This window comes from Erwinia sp. MYb416, from assembly GCF_037479575.1.
Lineage (GTDB): Bacteria > Pseudomonadota > Gammaproteobacteria > Enterobacterales > Enterobacteriaceae > Erwinia > Erwinia rhapontici.
Genome location: NZ_JBBGYT010000438.1, coordinates 972,759 through 991,559 on the forward strand (window position 1 = coordinate 972,759; position 18,801 = coordinate 991,559).

19 protein-coding genes and 1 pseudogene are annotated in these 18,801 nt (G+C 52.5%); 8 read left to right on the forward strand and 12 right to left on the reverse strand.

All coding sequences use genetic code 11. The features are described 5' to 3' along the window. Positions 1–138: 138 nt before the first annotated feature. Entirely contained in the window at positions 139–609 is a 471-nt protein-coding gene (locus WH277_RS14070; protein ID WP_339505808.1) for a hypothetical protein, read from the forward strand. Positions 610–930: 321 nt separating this feature from the next. Beyond that, positions 931–2,280 (forward strand): carbohydrate porin, encoded by a 1,350-nt coding sequence (locus WH277_RS14075; protein ID WP_339505809.1) that lies wholly within the window; start codon positions 931–933, stop codon positions 2,278–2,280. A 42-nt stretch (positions 2,281–2,322) separates the two neighbouring features. Here the strand turns inward: WH277_RS14075 and WH277_RS14080 are convergent, their stop codons facing one another. Both WH277_RS14080 and WH277_RS14085 read right to left on the reverse strand, forming a co-directional pair. After that, on the reverse strand, positions 2,323–2,685 hold the full coding sequence (locus tag WH277_RS14080; RefSeq protein WP_133840928.1) for an NUDIX hydrolase: 363 nt from the start codon (positions 2,683–2,685) through the stop codon (positions 2,323–2,325). Between the two features lie 9 nt (positions 2,686–2,694). Continuing rightward, positions 2,695–3,279 (reverse strand): GDP-mannose pyrophosphatase, encoded by a 585-nt coding sequence (locus tag WH277_RS14085; RefSeq protein ID WP_339505810.1) that lies wholly within the window; start codon positions 3,277–3,279, stop codon positions 2,695–2,697. Positions 3,280–3,361: 82 nt separating this feature from the next. On the opposite strand from WH277_RS14085, the gene WH277_RS14090 reads away from it, so the two are divergent. After that, positions 3,362–4,111, forward strand: coding sequence for a DeoR/GlpR family DNA-binding transcription regulator (locus WH277_RS14090; RefSeq protein ID WP_339505811.1), 750 nt, complete (start codon positions 3,362–3,364; stop codon positions 4,109–4,111). 8 nt (positions 4,112–4,119) lie between these two features. Here WH277_RS14090 and mdtG read toward each other — a convergent pair whose 3' ends face one another. After that, a complete protein-coding gene (gene mdtG, locus WH277_RS14095) occupies positions 4,120–5,355 on the reverse strand; it encodes a multidrug efflux MFS transporter MdtG (RefSeq protein WP_171149399.1) in 1,236 nt (411 codons plus the stop codon). Between the two features lie 129 nt (positions 5,356–5,484). Beyond that, positions 5,485–6,414 carry a Kdo(2)-lipid IV(A) acyltransferase gene (locus WH277_RS14100; protein WP_133840924.1) on the reverse strand — a complete coding sequence of 310 codons (930 nt, stop codon included), beginning with the start codon at positions 6,412–6,414 and terminating at the stop codon, positions 5,485–5,487. A gap of 206 nt (positions 6,415–6,620) precedes the next feature. Between WH277_RS14100 and trhO the strand changes: the two genes are divergently transcribed. Continuing rightward, positions 6,621–7,673, forward strand: a complete 1,053-nt coding sequence (trhO, locus tag WH277_RS14105) for an oxygen-dependent tRNA uridine(34) hydroxylase TrhO (RefSeq protein WP_339505812.1) — start codon at positions 6,621–6,623, stop codon at positions 7,671–7,673. A 54-nt stretch (positions 7,674–7,727) separates the two neighbouring features. Here trhO and WH277_RS14110 read toward each other — a convergent pair whose 3' ends face one another. Together WH277_RS14110 and WH277_RS14115 are read right to left on the reverse strand one after the other, a co-directional pair. Continuing rightward, positions 7,728–8,303 (reverse strand): YceI family protein, encoded by a 576-nt coding sequence (locus WH277_RS14110; protein ID WP_339505813.1) that lies wholly within the window; start codon positions 8,301–8,303, stop codon positions 7,728–7,730. A 21-nt stretch (positions 8,304–8,324) separates the two neighbouring features. Then, positions 8,325–8,879: pseudogene (locus WH277_RS14115) on the reverse strand (cytochrome b). A gap of 600 nt (positions 8,880–9,479) precedes the next feature. Here WH277_RS14115 and proP point away from each other — a divergent pair. The 4 genes from proP (at position 9,480) to WH277_RS14135 (ending at position 14,311) form a co-directional block, all read left to right on the forward strand. Continuing rightward, positions 9,480–10,958: a glycine betaine/L-proline transporter ProP gene (proP, locus tag WH277_RS14120; RefSeq protein WP_159337086.1), complete on the forward strand. Its 1,479-nt coding sequence runs from the start codon at positions 9,480–9,482 to the stop codon at positions 10,956–10,958. A 150-nt stretch (positions 10,959–11,108) separates the two neighbouring features. Then, positions 11,109–12,974: a phospholipase effector Tle1 domain-containing protein gene (locus WH277_RS14125; RefSeq protein ID WP_339505814.1), complete on the forward strand. Its 1,866-nt coding sequence runs from the start codon at positions 11,109–11,111 to the stop codon at positions 12,972–12,974. Continuing rightward, entirely contained in the window at positions 12,965–13,624 is a 660-nt protein-coding gene (locus tag WH277_RS14130; RefSeq protein WP_339505815.1) for a DUF2931 family protein, read from the forward strand. Before WH277_RS14125 ends, WH277_RS14130 begins: the two co-directional genes overlap by 10 nt. Positions 13,625–13,651: 27 nt before the next feature. Next, on the forward strand, positions 13,652–14,311 hold the full coding sequence (locus tag WH277_RS14135) for a DUF2931 family protein (RefSeq protein WP_339505816.1): 660 nt from the start codon (positions 13,652–13,654) through the stop codon (positions 14,309–14,311). 115 nt (positions 14,312–14,426) lie between these two features. On the opposite strand, the gene solA is transcribed toward WH277_RS14135, so the two are convergent. The 6 genes from solA to WH277_RS14165 all read right to left on the reverse strand — a co-directional run bounded on the left by solA (position 14,427) and on the right by WH277_RS14165 (position 18,680). After that, positions 14,427–15,542, reverse strand: a complete 1,116-nt coding sequence (gene solA / locus WH277_RS14140) for an N-methyl-L-tryptophan oxidase (RefSeq protein ID WP_227535994.1) — start codon at positions 15,540–15,542, stop codon at positions 14,427–14,429. Positions 15,543–15,648: 106 nt separating this feature from the next. Further along, positions 15,649–15,903 carry a biofilm formation regulator BssS gene (gene bssS / locus WH277_RS14145; RefSeq protein WP_133842771.1) on the reverse strand — a complete coding sequence of 85 codons (255 nt, stop codon included), beginning with the start codon at positions 15,901–15,903 and terminating at the stop codon, positions 15,649–15,651. 236 nt (positions 15,904–16,139) lie between these two features. Next, positions 16,140–16,412 (reverse strand): hypothetical protein, encoded by a 273-nt coding sequence (locus tag WH277_RS14150; RefSeq protein WP_133842773.1) that lies wholly within the window; start codon positions 16,410–16,412, stop codon positions 16,140–16,142. A gap of 182 nt (positions 16,413–16,594) precedes the next feature. Further along, positions 16,595–16,837 (reverse strand): DNA damage-inducible protein I, encoded by a 243-nt coding sequence (gene dinI, locus WH277_RS14155; RefSeq protein WP_133842775.1) that lies wholly within the window; start codon positions 16,835–16,837, stop codon positions 16,595–16,597. Positions 16,838–16,926: 89 nt separating this feature from the next. Next, on the reverse strand, positions 16,927–17,979 hold the full coding sequence (gene pyrC, locus WH277_RS14160) for a dihydroorotase (RefSeq protein ID WP_133842777.1): 1,053 nt from the start codon (positions 17,977–17,979) through the stop codon (positions 16,927–16,929). Between the two features lie 137 nt (positions 17,980–18,116). Then, a complete protein-coding gene (locus tag WH277_RS14165; protein ID WP_133842779.1) occupies positions 18,117–18,680 on the reverse strand; it encodes a lipoprotein in 564 nt (187 codons plus the stop codon). Between the last annotated feature and the right edge of the window lie 121 nt (positions 18,681–18,801).

Genomic DNA, 18,801 nt, shown 5'->3' on the forward strand with positions numbered 1-18,801 from the left:
GTATAACGTTAAGTCAATGGATTCAGGCTGATGGCTTAAGATGTAGTGGTACACTGAATTTAGCCAGAACTATTATCGAGAAGTAGATAAAGATGGTAAAGCTGTAGGGCCTTGGATACTTGATAAGTAGGATTTATTATGTCTAATGATGTTTATGGATACTTAGAGCCAGCCTTAGGCGTTAACGAGATGGCTTCATTAATGGAGTATATTGAAAATAGTCAACTTAATATTCGGCCAATCAAGGTCGGAGCGCTATTCAACTACCCATTGGAATTTTTTCCAAAAGATGATTTTTTCCTATTCGATATTGCAGATGGTCATGGGGCAATTAATGCAACATATTTAATTGACTATGATCAATACGATCCTGACTCGTCAGACATAGGTTTTCCTGCAGATCCCAAAGAACGATTAAATATTCTCCTGGATACGCTAGTCGATATGATAAAGCTAACCAATGCCGAAAAAATGGTGGTTGCAATGATGGAGTGTAACCAAATCGAAACCATCAAAAAGATAACATTATCTGAGCTGTATGATGTCATTCATGCGGATTTTGAGAAATATCAGGCCCCTCCAGATACGCTTTATGAGATTACGGTTTAGTTCATGTTCTGCCGAACTCAAAATTTATTCGATGTGATTTTTAAATAGTCAATCACCCCGGCCCTTTAAGCCGGGATGAGCCTGTTCTCAAGCCGGCTTCATCCCGAGGTCCTCACATATCAGCAGTTCATTCACCAGAATGCACACAACTCCATCTCCCAGGAATTCTCTGGCTCGCCAGCATCGCGTGCTGTCGGCGGTTTTTCGCACGTTTTTAATGGGGTTCTGTTTCTGAAATATGATGTATTAGCGCCGGGCAAATGAACTGCCCCAACTCTGGCGGTGTGCCAGGTTGTTCACCCCCTTTTCAGGATCAGTGATATGGATAAATCAGCCTTAACGTGCAGAGCGTCGCGCACAACCGTTCTCACCCGTTTCTCCTGCAGTCTTCTCTTTCTTGCCGCGCCTGTGTTCGCGAATGATGCCCCTTTTGACCCGGATTCCCCGTGGCTGCTCGGTGACTGGGCGGGCTACCGCAAACATCTGGCGGATGAAGGCGTGGATTTCCAGGTGGACTATACCACGCAGTCGGCGGCCAACCTGGCCGGCGGCTACCGCACCAGCACCACGATGCGCTATGCCGATCAGTGGACGTTCGGCAGTAAGCTCGATCTGGATAAACTGATGAACTGGCAGGGCGGTCAGTTTCAGGTGACGCTGACCAACCGCAACGGGCAAAACCTTACGCCCTATATTAACGATCCGCGAACCGGTGGCCTGTCTAACGTACAGGGTATTTCGGCACGCGGTGACTATCTGCGCCTGACGCAGTTCTGGCTCAATCAGTCACTGTTTGATCACTGGCTGGAAGTGAAGCTGGGCCGTGTCACCACCAACGAGGATTTCGATACGGCCAGCGTCGGAATGTTCCAGAACTGGGCGATGGGCGGCGGACAGCCGGGCCACTGGCGTAACGACCGCTGGTTTAACGCCCCGGTATCGCAGTGGGGAGGGCGGTTCAAACTCAATCTGCCCGAAGACGTTTATTTCCAGGTCGGAGTCTATAACCAGAACCGTGCCAACTACACGAAAGCGAACGGATTTCGTTTTGATATGGGCCACGGCGAAGGAAACCTGATCCCGGTTGAACTGGGCTGGAAGCCGCAGCTTGGGCAGGACAAACTTCAGGGTAATTATCGGCTGGGGATGTTCTACAGTTCCACCGAGGGCGGGGATTTTCACTCGTTTAAGGATGGGGAGTATCAGCATAACCGACGTGCTTACGGCGGCTATCTATTGGCCGAACAGCAGTTGTTCGCGATGGACGGTGATAACAAGCGTGGTCTGAGCGTGAGTTTCCAGTATGTGATGAACGACCATCGTACGGCGAAGATGGACAATTATCAGTCGCTGGCACTGGCGTGGAAAGGACCCTTTGATGCCCGTCCCGCGGATGAGATCGGCATCGGCATGGCGCGTATCCATGTTAACAGCGACTACACAAAGATGCGTGAGGGGCAGAACGCCGCAAACGGCGTGAGCGATTATCGCAATCCGGCTTATCTGCCGCTGCAACAGGGCGCGGAATGGAACTATGAACTGTATTACAACGCGAAGGCTACCCGCTGGCTGAATATACGTCCCAACCTGCAAGTTGTGACTAAACCGGGCGGGGTGCGTCAGGTTCAGGATGCGTTAATTGGTGGCCTGGCCGCCGATATCAGTTTCTGATTAGCCGGGGGTGGCGTTTGTTTAAATGCCACCCCGGCACGATTAAACCTGTGCAATCTCATCCAGATGCTGATAAATCGTCAGCCCCAGCTCATGGCCAATGCGTACGTCGTTATCGGCTCCGCGTGACTCACCCGGTAAACGCAGAATGGCATCACAGTGGCCAATAAGTCGGTGTGCGACCGGATATAAATACGCTTCACTGATCGCATCGCCAATCTTCTGCGACCCGGCAATCCGCGCCAGCGGAAATGCCAGCCACTCGCCAATCAGCGGAATATGCCCTTTCTGGTAAATGGCTAAAGCTGCCTGTTCCATACGTTCAAGGTTGGCATGGATTAAGTCTTCACGGTCGCCTGTGCCGCTGCGTACCGGGCCTGCCACTAAAATTTGCAGTGATTTCATAATGATTTCCTAAAAAATGGGGTTAATGGCCAGGTGCTGGATCAGCATGATGGTTTTGGCATCCATAATTTCGCCGCTGCGCACGGCGTCCAGTGCGCGGGAAAAGGGCCACTCCAGTACTTCGATATCTTCCCCTTCCTCCGCGACGCCACCGCCGCTTCCCTGACGATCGTCATCAGAATATTCGGCGATAAAGAAGAACAGTTTTTCTGTCACTGAACCGGGGCTCATATAGGATTCGAACACCTTTTCGATGTGCGTGATGCGAAAGCCAGTTTCTTCTTCGGCTTCGGCAATAATACGCGCTTCCGGCGAGGCGTTATCCAGCAGGCCTGCGGTGGCTTCAATCAGAAAACCGTGATGGCCGTTGACGAAAATGGGGAAGCGAAACTGCCGCGTCAGTACCACGGTTTTTCGGGCTTTGTGGTACAACAGCACCACGGCGCCGTTACCGCGATCGTAGGATTCCCGGCTTTGCTCCTGCCAGCTGCCGTCGCGGCGCAGCAGTTCAAAGGTGTATTTTTTCAGGGTGTACCAGTTATCCGACAGCAGCTGCTCGCGGATGTTGCGTATGCGTTCCTGCATGTTTTGCATGTTTATGCCCTTATTGTGGTGACAGAAAACACGCTAACATGCATAATCGTGCAATATCAAGATCAATCGTGAAGGGGGAACCGTGCTTTCCAGTCAGCGCAAACAGCAGATCCTGGCCATGCTCGATCGCGAAAAGCAGGTGCTTTCGCGTGAACTGAGCCAGTATTTTTCCGTATCAGAAGACTCTATTCGTAGGGATTTGAGAGAGTTAGCGGCAGAAGGGTTGCTGCAACGCGTTCACGGCGGTGCGCTGCCGGTGTCTGCCGCGATTGCCCCCTTCGAAACGAGAAAAAGCGTGCAGATGGCGTCCAAACGTCGGGTGGCGGAGAAAGCGGCCGCATTGATTCAGCACGGTCAGGTGGTGATGATCGACGGTGGCACGACCACGGCTGAGATGATCACGTTGCTGCCGAGGGATCGGGCTTTTACCGTGGTCACGCACAGTCCGGGCGTGGCGGTCGGGCTGGTGGATTATCCGTTGATTGAGGTGATTATCATTGGCGGGCAACTCTACAAGCATTCGGTGGTGACGGTCGGTGCGGCGATGATGGAAGGGATACGCCGCATCAATGCCGATCTGTTTTTTATGGGGGTGACCGGGGTACATAAAAGCGCCGGGCTGACCACGGGAAACTATGAAGAGGCCTGCGTAAAACGGGCGCTGGCAGAGCGGGCCGCGGAAACCGTGGTGCTGGTATCGCAGGAAAAACTGAACTCTGCCTCGGCCTTTGCCATCGGCGATCTCTCGCTGGCCAGCACGCTGGTGGTGGATGCGTGGCCCGACGAAGAGATGTGCCAGCTGCTGGAAAAACTGCACATCGCCCTGGTTTGAGGATGACGTTACTCTTCCCGCACTACCATCATTTCGCTACGGCCGCGCAGGGTGATCCAGGTATACAGCACGTTAAACAGCACAATGCAGGCGGTGACGATAAACACCGCCCGAAAACCAAAGTGGGCTGAGACGGTCGCACCCATCAGCGGCCCGGTGACGTTGCCAATATCGCGGAATGACTGGTTGTAGCTGAACACGCGCCCGGCCACCTGGTTGCTGGCGTTATAAATCAGCAGAGACTGTACGGCGGGAAGCAGTGCGCCATCGGCGGCGCCGAGCAGGAAACGCAGAATCCCCAGCTGCCACGCATTCTGCACAAACGCCATCGGGATCAGCAACAGTACGGACAGCATCAGCATGGTGATCAAAATGCGCTCAGGGCCGATGCGGTCGCCCAGTTTGCCGAGCCGGGGCGCGCTCATTAGCGCCGCGACGCCCGGCACCGAGGCGATCATCCCGCTGATAAAGGCCAGGTTAGAGACATGTCCCGCCAGCTCACGCACATACAGCGTGAGGATCGGCGCAATGGAACCGGTGGCGACCTGAATAATCAGTGTGGTGACAAATAACGCCAGCACCAGGCGCGGGTTTTTCAGCGAGCTCAGCACCTGGCGGGCGTGCAGCATGTCTTTTTTCTGCACCGGAATAAAACTTTCGCGTACGCAGAACAGCGTCATCATAAAGCAGGTAAACAGCACGCCTGCCGTGATAAAGAACACCGGGCGCAGACCAAAGCTGTCGGCCAGCAGGCCGCCAATCAGCGGGCCAATCAGTGCGCCACTGACCGCACCGGTGGAGAGCCAGCCCAGCGCCCAGCCGGTTTTACCGCGCGGGACCTGGGTAGCGATCAGCGCATTGGCATTAGGAACAAATCCCCCCAACAAACCGAGCAGGGCACGCAGCGCCAGAAATTGCCAGATAGACGTTGCCATCCCCATCAACATCATCACGATGGCCATCCCGAGTGCCGAACGCAACAGCATGATTTTTCGTCCTTTGCGGTCGGCCAGTCCGCCCCAGAAGGGGGAGGCAATCGCGGAAAAAAGGAACGTAATGCTGAAGACCAGTCCTGACCAGAGATTCAGTGCCTGAGGATCGGTGATGCCCAGTTGCTCCACGTAGAGCGGCAGAAAGGGCATCACCAGGCTGAATCCTGCTCCCGTCAGAAAACAGCCTATCCAGGTCACGAACAGATTTCTTTGCCAGTTGATGGCGGCAGCGGGGGCAGCGGGCGTGGACATAAAATAAAGGGTCACCTTTTGAACTATTAGCTCACCAAGTATACGCGCTTATTCTGCTGCTAACCGACGTGCGATCAAAAAAAATGAAAAACTGTTTCAAATACTGGAACAGGCCGGATCGGCGACCCGTTAGTTGTCGTAAAAAGAGGGTTGCCCTTCAGGACGGGTCTTAAAGCGGCGATGCAGCCACATATACTGTTCGGGGGCCATTAAGACGGCGTGCTCAATAATCTGGTTCATATGTATGGCAGTGGTGCGTTCATCGTCCAGCGGAATGGCGGAGGTCTGCTCTGGCAGGATCACCATTTCATAGCCTTTGCCAGAAGGCAGACGTCGTGGAACAAAAGGGATCACCGCCGGGTTGCCGCTGCGGATCAGCAGGTAACTTCCCTTGGTGGTGGCGGCCTCGTCTACGGCGAACAGCGGCACGAACACACTGCTTTTGGGACCGTAGTCATGGTCGGGAGCATACCAGATGATATCGCCGTTCTTCAGGGCGCGGATCATCCCTTTCAGGTCTTTACGGTCAAGCATGCTTTTATTGGAACGCATCCGTCCCCAGGTCTGTAACCAGTCGATCAGGGGGTTATCATTGGGCCGATAAACGCCAATTCCCGGATTATAAATGCCAAAAATGCGCGCACCCAGCTCCAGCGTCAGAAAGTGCAGGCCAATCAGCAGCACGCCTTTTCCATCCGTTTTCGCCTTCTGGATGTGCTCCAGCCCGCTAACGCTGAACCATTTTTTGATGCGCCAGTCGGGCCAGAACCAGGCCATGCCAGTTTCGATCAGACCCATGCCCAGTGACTCAAAGTTACAGATGACCAGCGCTTCGCGTTCGGCATTCGGCATCTGCGGGAAGCACAGTTCAAGGTTACGTCTGGCAATGGTCACCCGGGATTTCAGGAAGCGCATTGAGACTCTTCCCAGGCCACAACCAATGAAGTACAGCACCGGGTAGGGCAACAAAACCAGCAAATACAGCAGGATAATCCCTGACCAGGTAAACCAATAACGGGGATGCAGCAATGTGCGATTGAAGTGGGGAAGCTGTGTCATGAGTGTCCGGATCGCAAGTAAATTAGAGTAATTATGAATAGGTATAAAAGTTTAATTATGGCTAATTGTGCGATTTACAACGAGATATTTTACATTATCTGTAGATTGCTGTGATGAAAAAGGGCTGTGACTAAGGACAATCCACCATGCCTCAGGTATGATAGCGCCGCAAATTTTTCCTCTCTTTGAATGCAGGAACGTACACCATGCCAGTGTTACATAACCTTGTTTCCAATGAAGAGCTGAAGGCGCGCATGTTGGCCGAAACCGAACCGCGTACCACAGTCTCTTTTTATAAGTACTTCACTATTGACGATCCGCGCGCGTTCCGCGACGCCCTGTATGTCACCCTGACAAAGCTGAAAGTGTTTGGCCGCGTTTATGTGGCGGCAGAAGGCATTAACGCGCAGGTCAGCGTCCCGGCCAGCCAGTATGAGCAGATGAAAGCCGCGCTGTACGGCTTCCACCCGGCGCTGAACGATCTGCGAATGAACATTGCGCTGGACGACGACGGTAAATCTTTCTGGGTGCTGCGCCTGAAAGTGCGCGAGCGCATTGTTGCTGATGGCATCACGGATGACAGTTTTGATGCCAGCGATGTCGGTGCTTATCTGAAAGCCGCCGAAGTGAATGCGATGCTGGACGATCCACAGGCAGTATTTGTCGATATGCGTAACCACTATGAGTACGAAGTGGGGCATTTTGACAACGCGCTGGAAATTCCGGCGGACACCTTCCGTGATCAGCTGCCGATGGCGGTGGACATGTTGCAGCAGGACAAAGACAAAAAAATTGTCATGTACTGCACCGGCGGCATCCGCTGTGAGAAAGCCAGTGCCTGGATGCGTCACAACGGCTATGAAAATGTGTACCACATTGAAGGCGGGATTATCGAATATGCCCGTCGTGCCCGTGAGCAGGGGTTACCGGTGCGTTTTAAAGGCAAAAATTTTGTCTTTGATGAACGTATGGGGGAGCGAATTTCCGAGGATGTTATTGCGAACTGCCACCAGTGCGGTGAGACTTGTGATACCCACGTCAACTGCCTGAACGATGGCTGCCATCTGCTGTTTATTCAGTGTCCGAGCTGCGCTGAGAAATTTAATCACTGCTGTAGCCCAATCTGTATGGAAGAGCTGGCGTTACCGCCGGAAGAGCAGCGTGCCCGCCGTGCGGGTCGTGAGAACGGTAATAAGATTTTCAACAAGTCCCGTGGCCTGTTGAGTACCACGATGCACATCCCTTCGCCTGAAGAGTAACCGGGTGTATCGACCTCTCACCGGGCGATGTTCCGGTGAGAGGCCAGTCTGGCGTTACTGACGCACGCCTTCGACAGAAATAATCAGCTCAACGTCCTGCGATGCCGGGCCTAAATCGGATTTAACATTGAAATCTTTCAGGGCAATGGTCCCGGTGGCTTCAAAGCCTGCACGGTAGCCGCCCCATGGATCTTTCCCTTCGCCGGTCAGCTTCGCAGCCAGTTTCACCGGTTTGGTCACGCCGTTCAGTGTCAGATTACCGTTCACGGCCAGGCCTTCACCCTTTTTCTCTACGCCCGTTGAAACGAACGTTGCCTGCGGGAATTTGCTGGCATTCAGGAAGTCAGCGCTGCGCAGGTGTTTATCGCGTTCGGCGTGGTTGGTGTCCACGCTGCCGGTATTAATGGTGACATTGACTTTGTCTTTCGCCGGATCGGCCTCATCAAAGGTAAAGCTACCATCGAAATCTTTAAACGTACCGTACAGCCAGCTGTAGCCCAGATGCTTGATGCGGAACTGGACAAAGGCATGCTGTCCTTCTTTATCAATTTTATAATCTGCGGCGCTGGCGGTGCCTGCGGTCATCAGCAGTGCGGCAGTCGTTAAACCCAGAATACTTTTCTTCAGCATGGTGTTCTCCATTCCTGTTAGTTAGTCGATGCGGTGACCCAGCATCCTTTTCAACGTAATATCACGATCGATAAAGTGGTGTTTCAGTGCGGCCAGCGCGTGCAGCCCGGAGAGGATCACCACGCTCCATGCCAGCCAGAGATGGATATCACCGGCCAGGTCGGCCTGTTCACCCAGCCCGGAGAAGAGCGCGGGCACCGGCAGCACGCCAAAGACATCAATAGGTTTACCTTCGGCAGTCGAGATCAGATAGCCACTGACTAAAATAGCAAACAGAATGCCGTAAAGCAGAAGATGGGCGGCGACGGCGCTGTAACGTACCAGCGGCGTATAACTGCTGAGAGGTTTAGGGGGCGGCTAAACAAAACGCCACACCACGCGCACCAGCATCACAACAAACAGCACCATACCGATACTTTTGTGCAGCTCCGGCGCTTTGTGATACCAGGTATCATAATAGCCCTGGGTGACCATCCACAGACCAAGTGCAAACATACCGTAAACGGTACCCGCCACCAGCCAGTGCATAGCAATACTCAGTGAGCCATAACGCAACACGCTATTTTTCAATTGCATTGAGAGACCCGTTTGTCAGAATTTTCAATAAGACTGACCAGATGTAAGGGCAAAATCAACAAATAATTTTACTGGTTTTAAAATTCACTCATAGCGTGAAATATTTTGAATAAAAAAATGAGTTATGCCCAGTAATTCAGAAGTGTTATAGCGTTTTATGGTGGATGGTTGCGTATTTTTGGCACTTTAACGGCAGTTGAATGAAAATATGATGTTCTGATTTTTTGCTGTTTAATTAAGGTAATGTCAATTTTCTGTCACGTTATGTCAATATCAGGCAGAGTTTAATCGTTATGAAAATTAATTCATTGCTGGTGGTTATTATTGCGTTTTTGAGGTGAATATCTCACGTAAAGTGAAAAATATAGCGTCTGTGATTAAAATTCGTCACCAGAGCAGTGAATATTGCGCTTAACTTGAATTTTTGCGAGATATTGTCTACCGTAAAGACGTGTCAGTAACGTCCGCTATAAGATTTACCGTTAATTACCATTCTTAATTCGCTGCGTTATAGCTTTCTTCCCCTTTGCTATTTTCCATTTTCTGTCAGGCGACGAAAGCTATGAGGCTGCTCATTGATAGTCACACCGGGAGCATGCAATGGGTCACACATCAGAGGGGCAACAGCCCCGAAAAAAACATTTCTGGAATAAAGATAAGTCCGCTAAACCGGCGTTGAGTGTCGACGATATCACCATCGTCGATAAACCGATGCTGAAGCGGGCTGTCGGGGCTGCGGCTCTTGGCAATGCCATGGAGTGGTTCGACTTCGGGGTATACAGCTTTCTGGCTGTGACCATCGGTAAGGTCTTTTTCCCTGGCGGTAGCCCGGCGGCACAGCTGCTGGCAACGTTTGGTGCTTTTGCCGCCGCGTTTCTGGTGCGTCCGGTAGGTGGGCTGGTGTTTGGTCCGCTGGGGGATCGTATTGGCCGCCAGAAGGTGCTGGCCCTGACGATGATCATGATGTCGATCGGTACCTTCTGTATTGGCCTGATCCCAGGTTATCACACCATTGGTATTATGGCTCCGGTGCTGCTGCTGCTGGCGCGTCTGTTACAGGGATTCTCGACGGGCGGTGAATATGGCGGAGCGGCAACGTTTATTGCCGAGTATTCTACCGATAAGCAGCGTGGGTTTATGGGGAGCTGGCTGGAGTTTGGTACGCTCGGCGGCTACCTGTTGGGCGCAGGTCTGGTGACCGGACTGACGGCGGCAATGCCGGAACAGGCGCTCCTGGACTGGGGATGGCGTATTCCCTTCTTTATTGCTGCGCCCCTGGGGCTGTTTGGCCTGTATATCCGCCTTAAGCTGGAAGAGACGCCGGCTTTCCAGAAGCATATGGAGAAACAGGAGCAGCTGGAACACAGCAAACCCCGCCTTAACCTGTGGCAGATGTTGAAAAAGTATCGCGCGGCGATGCTGAAGTGTATTGGGCTGGTGCTGCTGTTTAACGTCTCGAACTATATGATGACGTCTTATATGCCGAGTTACCTGACCGGGATCCTCGGCCTGAGTGAGCTGAGTTCGTTGCTGCTGATTATGGTGGTGATGTTCGTCATGATGCCGCTGACGCTGTTCTGGGGGCACTGGAACGATCGTCTGGGCCGCCGTCCGGTGATCTGGGGCGGGGCTGTCGCGCTGATCCTGCTGGCGGTGCCGTGCATGATGCTGATCGGCACCGGAAACCTGTGGCTGGTGTTTCTCGGCCTGATGATCCTGGGGGTGATTCACACCTGCTTCAGCGGTTCGATGCCTGCCACCTTACCGGCGCTGTTTTCCACCGATATTCGTTACAGTGCGCTGGCGATAGGTTTCAACCTGTCGGTGTCCTTGTTTGGCGGAACCACACCGCTGATCACCACCTGGCTGGTGGAGAAGACGGGTAACTTATTGATGCCTGCTTACTATCTGATGGGCGCGGGGGTTATCGGGGTGATCACGGTCTTCACCCTGCGTGAAACGGCACGCAAGCCACTACGAGGATCGGCGCCGTCGGTTGGCAGCCGTGCAGAAGCGCAGCGTCTGGTGGATAAACTGCGTTTGCGTGGGAAGAAAACCTCTGCGGCTACAGAGAAGTAAATCCCTCGTCTGAAAATACACAAACTCAGATAATAAATCGTAAAAATACGGGGGCCGGGTTACCGGTTCGCGTATTTTTTTTATGAAAATTTCTGGTTAAGTTGTCCTTCGCACATTTTATGTTCAACGTAAACGGGCTAAGGACAGCATATGGCAAAGGGCTATTTTCTTCGCGTTGGCGATAAAACCACCTGCGGTGGGGAAGTACTGGGCGGTCACTCGACCGTCTTTCTGCGTGGTGCGGAGCTTCCGCGGGAGGGCAGTCTGGTCTCCTGCGGTAAGAACCCGGGTATGACGTACAGCATCATCAGCGGGCCTGGCAAAATCAGGGTGGGCGGGATGCCGCTGGCCGGCACGCTCGACAGCGTCAGTTCCTGCCCCTGCGGGGCGACGTTTATTTCTTCCATTCCTGACGGTTACGGCAAAGAACCCGCCAGCGTAAGACAGCGTAAGCCAGATCCGATTGAACTCTCCCTTTTCGCCCCCTCTCAGGCAGACGTACCGCAACAACACGCCCAGTCCGCGAAGACAAAGCGGCGCGAAATCACGCTGACGATCGGGGTGTTTTTTGATGGGACGGGGAATAATGCACACAATACCGCGGAGAGTCTTGTCGCCTGTTCCGGGGAACATTTTGGCATGAGCAATGGCGATGCTCAGTCAGCTTATTTCCAGTGTATACAGCTTAAAAAGGGCCACAACGGCTTTGCTGCCGGAAGTCATCTCGGCTATTTCACCAATGTGCACTGGCTCAAAACGCTGTATAAGCAGAATATTACGGCTGATACAGGTTATGGACAGAGTGCTATTTATATTGAGGGAATCGGTACCGAAAGCGGACAGGGCGACAGCGCTTACGGAATGGGAACGGGCAGAGGTAATACTGGGGTGGTCAGTAAAACCGACAAGGCTGTCGCAGCGATTGTAGAGGGTATACTGAGCTATTTGCTCAAGAACCCGGAAGCCCGTTCATGCATCATTAAAGAACTGCAGTTTGATATCTTTGGTTTTAGTCGTGGCGCGGCAGCGGCGCGGCATTTTGCCAACCGGGTGTTCGAGCAGGATGATGCCATTGTGGCGGCCATCCACGCTGGTCTCGGTGAGGTTAAATTTACGGGTACCCCCAGTGGGAAAACCCGTTTTCTGGGGATATTTGATACTGTGGCGGGCATCGGTACGCCGCTTAACGGTTTTAACCCGCACAGTGCGGATACCGGAGAGGTGAATATCGCGCTGCGCCCCGGCGTGGCGGAGAAGGTGTTCCATATCACCGCGCAGCATGAGTGCCGCTTTAACTTCGCCCTGAACAGCGTAAAGCCTGCCTGGCCGGAACTGGCGTTGCCCGGGGCGCATTCGGATATTGGCGGCGGGTATAATCCTGACGAGCATGAAGCCTGTTTCCTTACGCGCCCGCAGTTTGAAACGGTTCAGGCTTCTGTTTCTGATAAGGAGACCGCAACGTATCGTCATGCCGGTGCACAGTTTGGGATCATGATGCGTTATCCGGCCATAGCGCCGCTGCTTGAGGGTAACGTGATTAAACTCAGAGCCTGGCATGACGACCGAATGCCCGCCGACCGCTATGGTATGCTGCAAAAACGCAGCGGTGCCGCGCTGATCCTCGAGCGCCCGACGCGCAATGACTGGTCAAAGGTGGCGCTGCGGGTAATGATCGACGCCGCGCAGGATGCGGGGGTGGTGTTTGAACCCATACTGCCTAAAGATGACAACCTTTCATTACCGACCGAACTAAAAGAGTTGTATAAAAAAGCCATTGTGATGGGCCGCGCTGTCCGCAATGGTCAATTGGTCAGCGAGTTTACTATCGCGGAAATTACTGCGCTGGCGGGTAAATACCTTCACTGTTCGGCCAACTGGAACAGCGTGATGCGGGACAGTCAGGGGAGGATCACCGGGGCAGTGAAGCCCGCGAAGTTGGTGACCTTTACCAACCGACCGGATGAACGCTGGCAACGGACGATTTACGATATGGACGGGAACAGAATATGGAAATAAAACGGATCGCTGTGCTGCTTTCACTACTGACGTTGACGGCCTGCCAGGGGGCAGACCAGGCCAACAAGACGGCTCAAAACACGGAACCAACGGAGTGGAAATTTAACTTTTTTACACCCAAAGCCCTGCCCGCACTGGTGACCTTTGCCGCCGTCCTCGATGCTGGCAATATTGATTATCGGTTTAACACCTTAGACTATACGCCTGCTCTGGATAGCGTTGTCGGCGAGTGGAACGAACGCTCGCGGGCTGCCAATGGACACTGGAACCGGACAAAATCTCCCCCCCGTCATATTTTATTATGCTGGGATTCGGTGATTGATAAAAAGGTCTATGAAACTCACCTGACGTTATCTGATGCCGCTATAGATAAAATGCGCAGGTCCAGCATGTACAAGAACTATCTTGGCAAGACTGCATATTACGACAGTATCCAGATTGGACTGGCCCCTGAAGGAAAAGTCGCCGTCTGGATAGATGGCATAGGATTTGAACCGAACCATCGCGTAATACCTGCAGTGCTGAAAACGGTTTCCGGCGATAAATTAGCGCTGTGCAAAGGGATAACACGTTTTTCAAACGGTTATGAATACGGAGAAAATACAAAAGAATTTATTAAGGACAAAGTGTATCCGTATGGTGTCTGGTAATTTTTAGCGCAAGGACGGGAACTGAATATGGAAATAAAACAGATCGCCGGGCTGCTTTCGCTACTGATCCTGACGGCCTGCCAGGGGGCAGGACAACCCAAGAAGGCGACTCAAAACACGGAGCCAAAAGAGTGGAAATTCAACTTTTTCACGCCCATATATTTACCCGCGTTGGTGACGTTTGTTGTGGTACAGGATGCCGCTGGCACCGTGTATCGCTTCAATACCCTGGACAGTACGCAGCCATTACATGACGTGACGGGTGAGTGGAACGACAGTGCGCGGGCTCTCAATGGTTACTGGAATCACGTTGAAAAACCTCCTAAGCATATGATTTTTTGCTGGGATTCAGTGATTGATAAAAAGGTCTATGAAACCCATCTGACTTTTCCCTGGGATGTGGTGGATAAAATGCGTAAACCCAGCGTATACAAGAATTATCTTGGCAAGGCTGCGTATTACGACAGCGTACAGATGGGGCTGGCTCCTGAAGGAAAGGTGGCCGTCTGGGTAAATGGTATCCGCTTCGAGCATAATTATCGTATAACGCCGTCTGTGCTGAAGACGTTATCCGGGGATAAATTAGATATTTGCAAAGGGATAACTAATTTTTCAAACGGTTATGAATACGGAGAAAATACAAAAGAATTTATTAAGGACAAAGTATATCCGTATGGTGTCTGGTAGTTTTTAGAACAGGGACGGGAACAGACGTCGCTATCTTGACGGCCTGCCAGGGGGCAGGCCAGTCCAGTAAGACGACTAAAACACGCAACCCAAAGCATGGGCCTTGAATCCGTGACTACTGAAAGCGCTTCAGCGCGAACGGCGTTAAATCAAAGTCGCTGCTTTTCCCCTGGGCGAACTGGGTGGCAATTTCTCCCAGTACGCTGGCGAATTTAAAACCGTGGCCGCTTAAACCGGTAATCAGCATGCGGTTCGGCTCACCGGGGAAGGTATCAATAATAAAGTCTTCATCCGCGGTGTTGTCATAGGTGCAGGCTTCCCCGCGCAGGCATACGCCAACGCCCGGCAGGAAAGTGCGCATAAAGTTAAACAGCTCACTGCCGTCTTCCGCTACGCTGCCAAAAGGTTTACGTCCATCCGGCGTATCAATGGGCTGCCCACCTTCGTGTTTACCGATTTTGATGGCGTTGTTATCGGCGGGGAAACCATAGTAGTGGATGCCGTCCGGCATCTCGACGGTAAACGCCGGGAACTTATTGTCCTCGCTGTAGCGACCGTCGGCCTGATGCCACGCAAACACTTTTCGTACCGGGGTGACCGGCAGGGAAGGGTAAAGGGTTTTCACCCAGGTTCCGGCGCTGATCAGCAGTTTGCGCGCACGGTAAACGCCGTCCGAGGTGGTGACCGCTTGCAGGCCGTCCTCGGTTGCAATTTGTGTGACGCCGCAGTTGAAAAGCTGGGCGCAGCCGGCATCCTTCGCCATGCGGATCCAGCTCTTAACGGCAACCTCTGATTTCAGGTAGCCCGACTGTGGTTCAAACACGCCGATATAACCGTCCGGTACGCTAATCTGCGGCCAGCGCTGACGCATCTCTGCTTCGTTCAGGATCTGTACGTTTAATGCAAACTGTTCTGCGCTCTGGATAACATTCTGAATAAATTCGGAGCGGTGTGGGGCAAGATTCAGTACGCCGCTGCGCTGCATGACGCGCTCGCCGCTCTGTTGTTCCAGTTGATCCCACAGCTGTTGGGCGCGCAGAACCATTGGGACATAGCGAGCACCTTCACCGTAGGCATGGCGGATAAGGCGGCTTTCACCATGATGGCTGCCTTCCCTGTGTGGCGGATGATGACGGTCAATCATCAGTACTTTCAGACCCGCCTGCGTGGCATACCAGCCGGTGGCAGCACCGACGGAGCCACTGCCCACCACAATTAAATCGTAAACCATCAGTATCAGCCTCTGTTAATCAAGCAATTGAAGCAGAATAGCAAATATGGCAGACATGAAAAAGGCACCCTGTTGGGTGCCCTGGGAAACAAGATTCAGTTGCAGATTAGTGCTTCTTGTAATCACGGTCCTGGTATTCGGTGGCTTCTATTTTGGCAATGCCAGCTTCAAGAATGGAAATAAATTGCCTTGCAACATCAGTTGTCAGCCAGTAGGTCTGACCGACTTCAGCATCTTCTGCCGGTTGATGATCGGAAGAGAGCGAGTGCAGACGGATCATCATGGCATCATAGCTGTCTACGGTACTGATATCCCATCCGATGAGGGGATGTGTCTGGATGACCTCTTTGTTTCTGTCCATTATAACCCCCTATTACTCGTGAAAGATGACAACGAAGTGTTTTATCGAGGTTCAATGCGGCTTTTTTTCTTAGAGCTTTCTAATTATAACAGGAGTTTTTTTGTTCGCAGACTTAAATTTCGTTCTGCGTAAAAATCAGGCGCTATTCGCACGCTAATTAAGCATCGCAGGGTGGAAAATAATCACCCTGCTGATGAATGGCAGCATTATTTCAGGTGTGATAATACAGGTTATATTTAAGACACATCCGGTATTATCGGTAACACACCCAGGCGTTTTTCCAGTTCCCCGGCCAGACGGATGAAATGCTGCTGGAGCTGTTCATCGTAGTTCTGGTTCTGTCCTTCAAGCTTTAAACTGTGTATTAACAGTTGGTTAGCTTTGTCATCAAGACAGAAAGAGAGGGTGGAAAAGGCATTTTCTAATACTGTCAGACGGCGTTGCTGTTCACCAATCATCGCCAGCAGTTCGCCAAACGTCATTGCCTCATCTGGATTATCGGCAGCCATAGGAAAAACCTCAGTAATAAATGTCAGCCTCAGAATAGGATATTCTACCCGAGCCGTCTATCAGCGTTCAGCGGTAAGGCGCGCACATAAAAAAGCCGGATGGCGTATCCGGCAAAAACGGCACAATCATTATGGAATCGAACGGGAATAGCGGTATTGCCTGACATCACAACCGCATTAACTCAGGCGATAAACCAGTCGTCAGCGCTTTCCCAGGTTTCCTGTAAAATATCGGTGATCTGATCTTTGGCTTCTTTTCCGCCGCCCATCACCGTCAGATTATTGGCTCCGGCATAGCGTACCGATATGGTATTGGTGCCATCTGGAAACTGTTTGTCGATTCGCTTGCTGAGTTCCTGCGTCAGCGCATCAATAGCGCCTGCAGGCAGGGACGTGGTTTTTGCTACAGTGACTTCAATACGCATGATAGCCTCCGGTTGAATTACTGTGAATATATACAGTAATTCAACCGTGCGCAATCATTATCGCGCATTGCCCAAGGGAGGGCGCGCGATTAAATGTCGACCTTCCAGTTGAGGGTTTCACCCGCCAGGAACGGTACCAGGGTGTGGCCGTCGCGGCCAACGGAGACGGATTCCGCCACGGTCCAGGGCTCACGAACCAGTGTCACGGTGCCTTGATTCAGCGGCAGGCCGTAGAAACGTGGGCCATTTTCGGAGCAGAAGGCTTCAAAGTGGGCCAGGGCGCCAATCTCTTCGAATACCGTGGCATAGGCGGAGAGCATTGAGGGGGCGTTAAATACCCCGGCACAGCCGCAGCTGGTTTCTTTACGATCGCGGGTATGCGGCGCCGTATCGGTGCCCAGGAAGAATCGGTCGTGACCGCTTGCCACCGCGTCACGCAGTGCCTGCTGGTGAATGTTGCGCTTCAGGATGGGCAGGCAGTAGAGATGGGGGCGAATACCGCCCACCAGCATATGGTTGCGGTTAAACATCAGATGCTGAGGGGTGATGGTGGCACCAAGGAAACGATTGCCTTCCAGCACATACGCGGCCGCTTCTTTGGTGGTGATGTGTTCACACACCACTTTCAGCTCCGGAAATTGCAGGCGCAGCGGGTGCAGCACAGTCTCAATAAAACGCGCTTCACGGTCAAAAATATCGATATGCGCATCGGTGACTTCACCGTGGATCAGCAGCGGCATGCCAATTTTCTGCATACGCTCCAGCACCGGGGCAATGGACGCAATGCTGGTCACGCCGTGCGCAGAGTTGGTGGTGGCGTGCGCTGGATAGAGTTTTGCGGCGGTAAACACGCCTTCAGTGAAGCCGGTTTCGATCTCATCCGGGTCCAGACCGTCGGTAAGATAGCAGGTCATCAGCGGGGTAAAATGATGCCCGGCAGGAACGGCAGCAAGAATGCGGTCACGGTAGGCACGGGCGGCAGCAACGCTGCTGACGGGTGGCACCAGGTTTGGCATAACAATGGCGCGTCCACACACCTCACTGGTAAACGGCACGACCGCCTCCAGCATATCACCATCACGCAGGTGGATGTGCCAGTCGTCAGGGCGGCGAATAATCAATTGCTGAGGTTGTGTGGTCATGCGATGTGCTCCGGCAGAGTGGGAAAAGGGCAGGTTTTGGCCGGGTACAAAGGATAGGGATAAAACGGGGGGAATGCACCAGGTTTATGCGCGCCGGGATAAAAAACGGTACGGGCAGACCGTACCGCCTTGTTCTGTCAGTCAGTAAATGGGATCACCAGTTCACCAGGTTTTACTTCCAGCCCTTTGGCAAAGCGTTTCGCCAGCGATTCCGCTTTGCTGCGGTCTGTGCTTAATACATAAGCCGGTTTCTGATTAAAGTAATTCTTCAACGACTCGTTAAGATACGGTGTCAGGGTTTTCAGTACGCCTGCCATTTTCTCCGGCTGCACTGTCACATCAACCAGTTCCATATCTTTCAGATAGATCGCGCCTTCCTGCTGATTAAACACGGGCTGTGCTTTCATCTTTAACATCATTTCTGCCTGCTGTGGGCCAAACAGGGAACTGATGTTGACGTTAGCTTTGCCCGTCAGGGTGATTTTGTTTGGTTCTTCACGGCCAATCTGGCTGCTAAGATCGCTCAGAGTAATATGCGCATCGGCCAGCCCGGAGACACCAATATTCTTCTCGTAGTTATTGTGTTTCACCAGCGCCTGGTTAACTTCCTGCTCGCTGATGCTGTACTGGGCAATATCATTACAGCCGCTGACCAAACCCGCTAACAGTAAAGCGCTCAGGCCAAAAAGTATTTTTTTCATGATGTTCCTCTGTTTTCAATCACCGGTCGATCCTACCGGAGCAGGGGGATAGCATGCACCACTCGCGCCTGCTCGTCACCAGGACAACGCTGAGAGAAACCGGGAAAAATGACAACGGAAT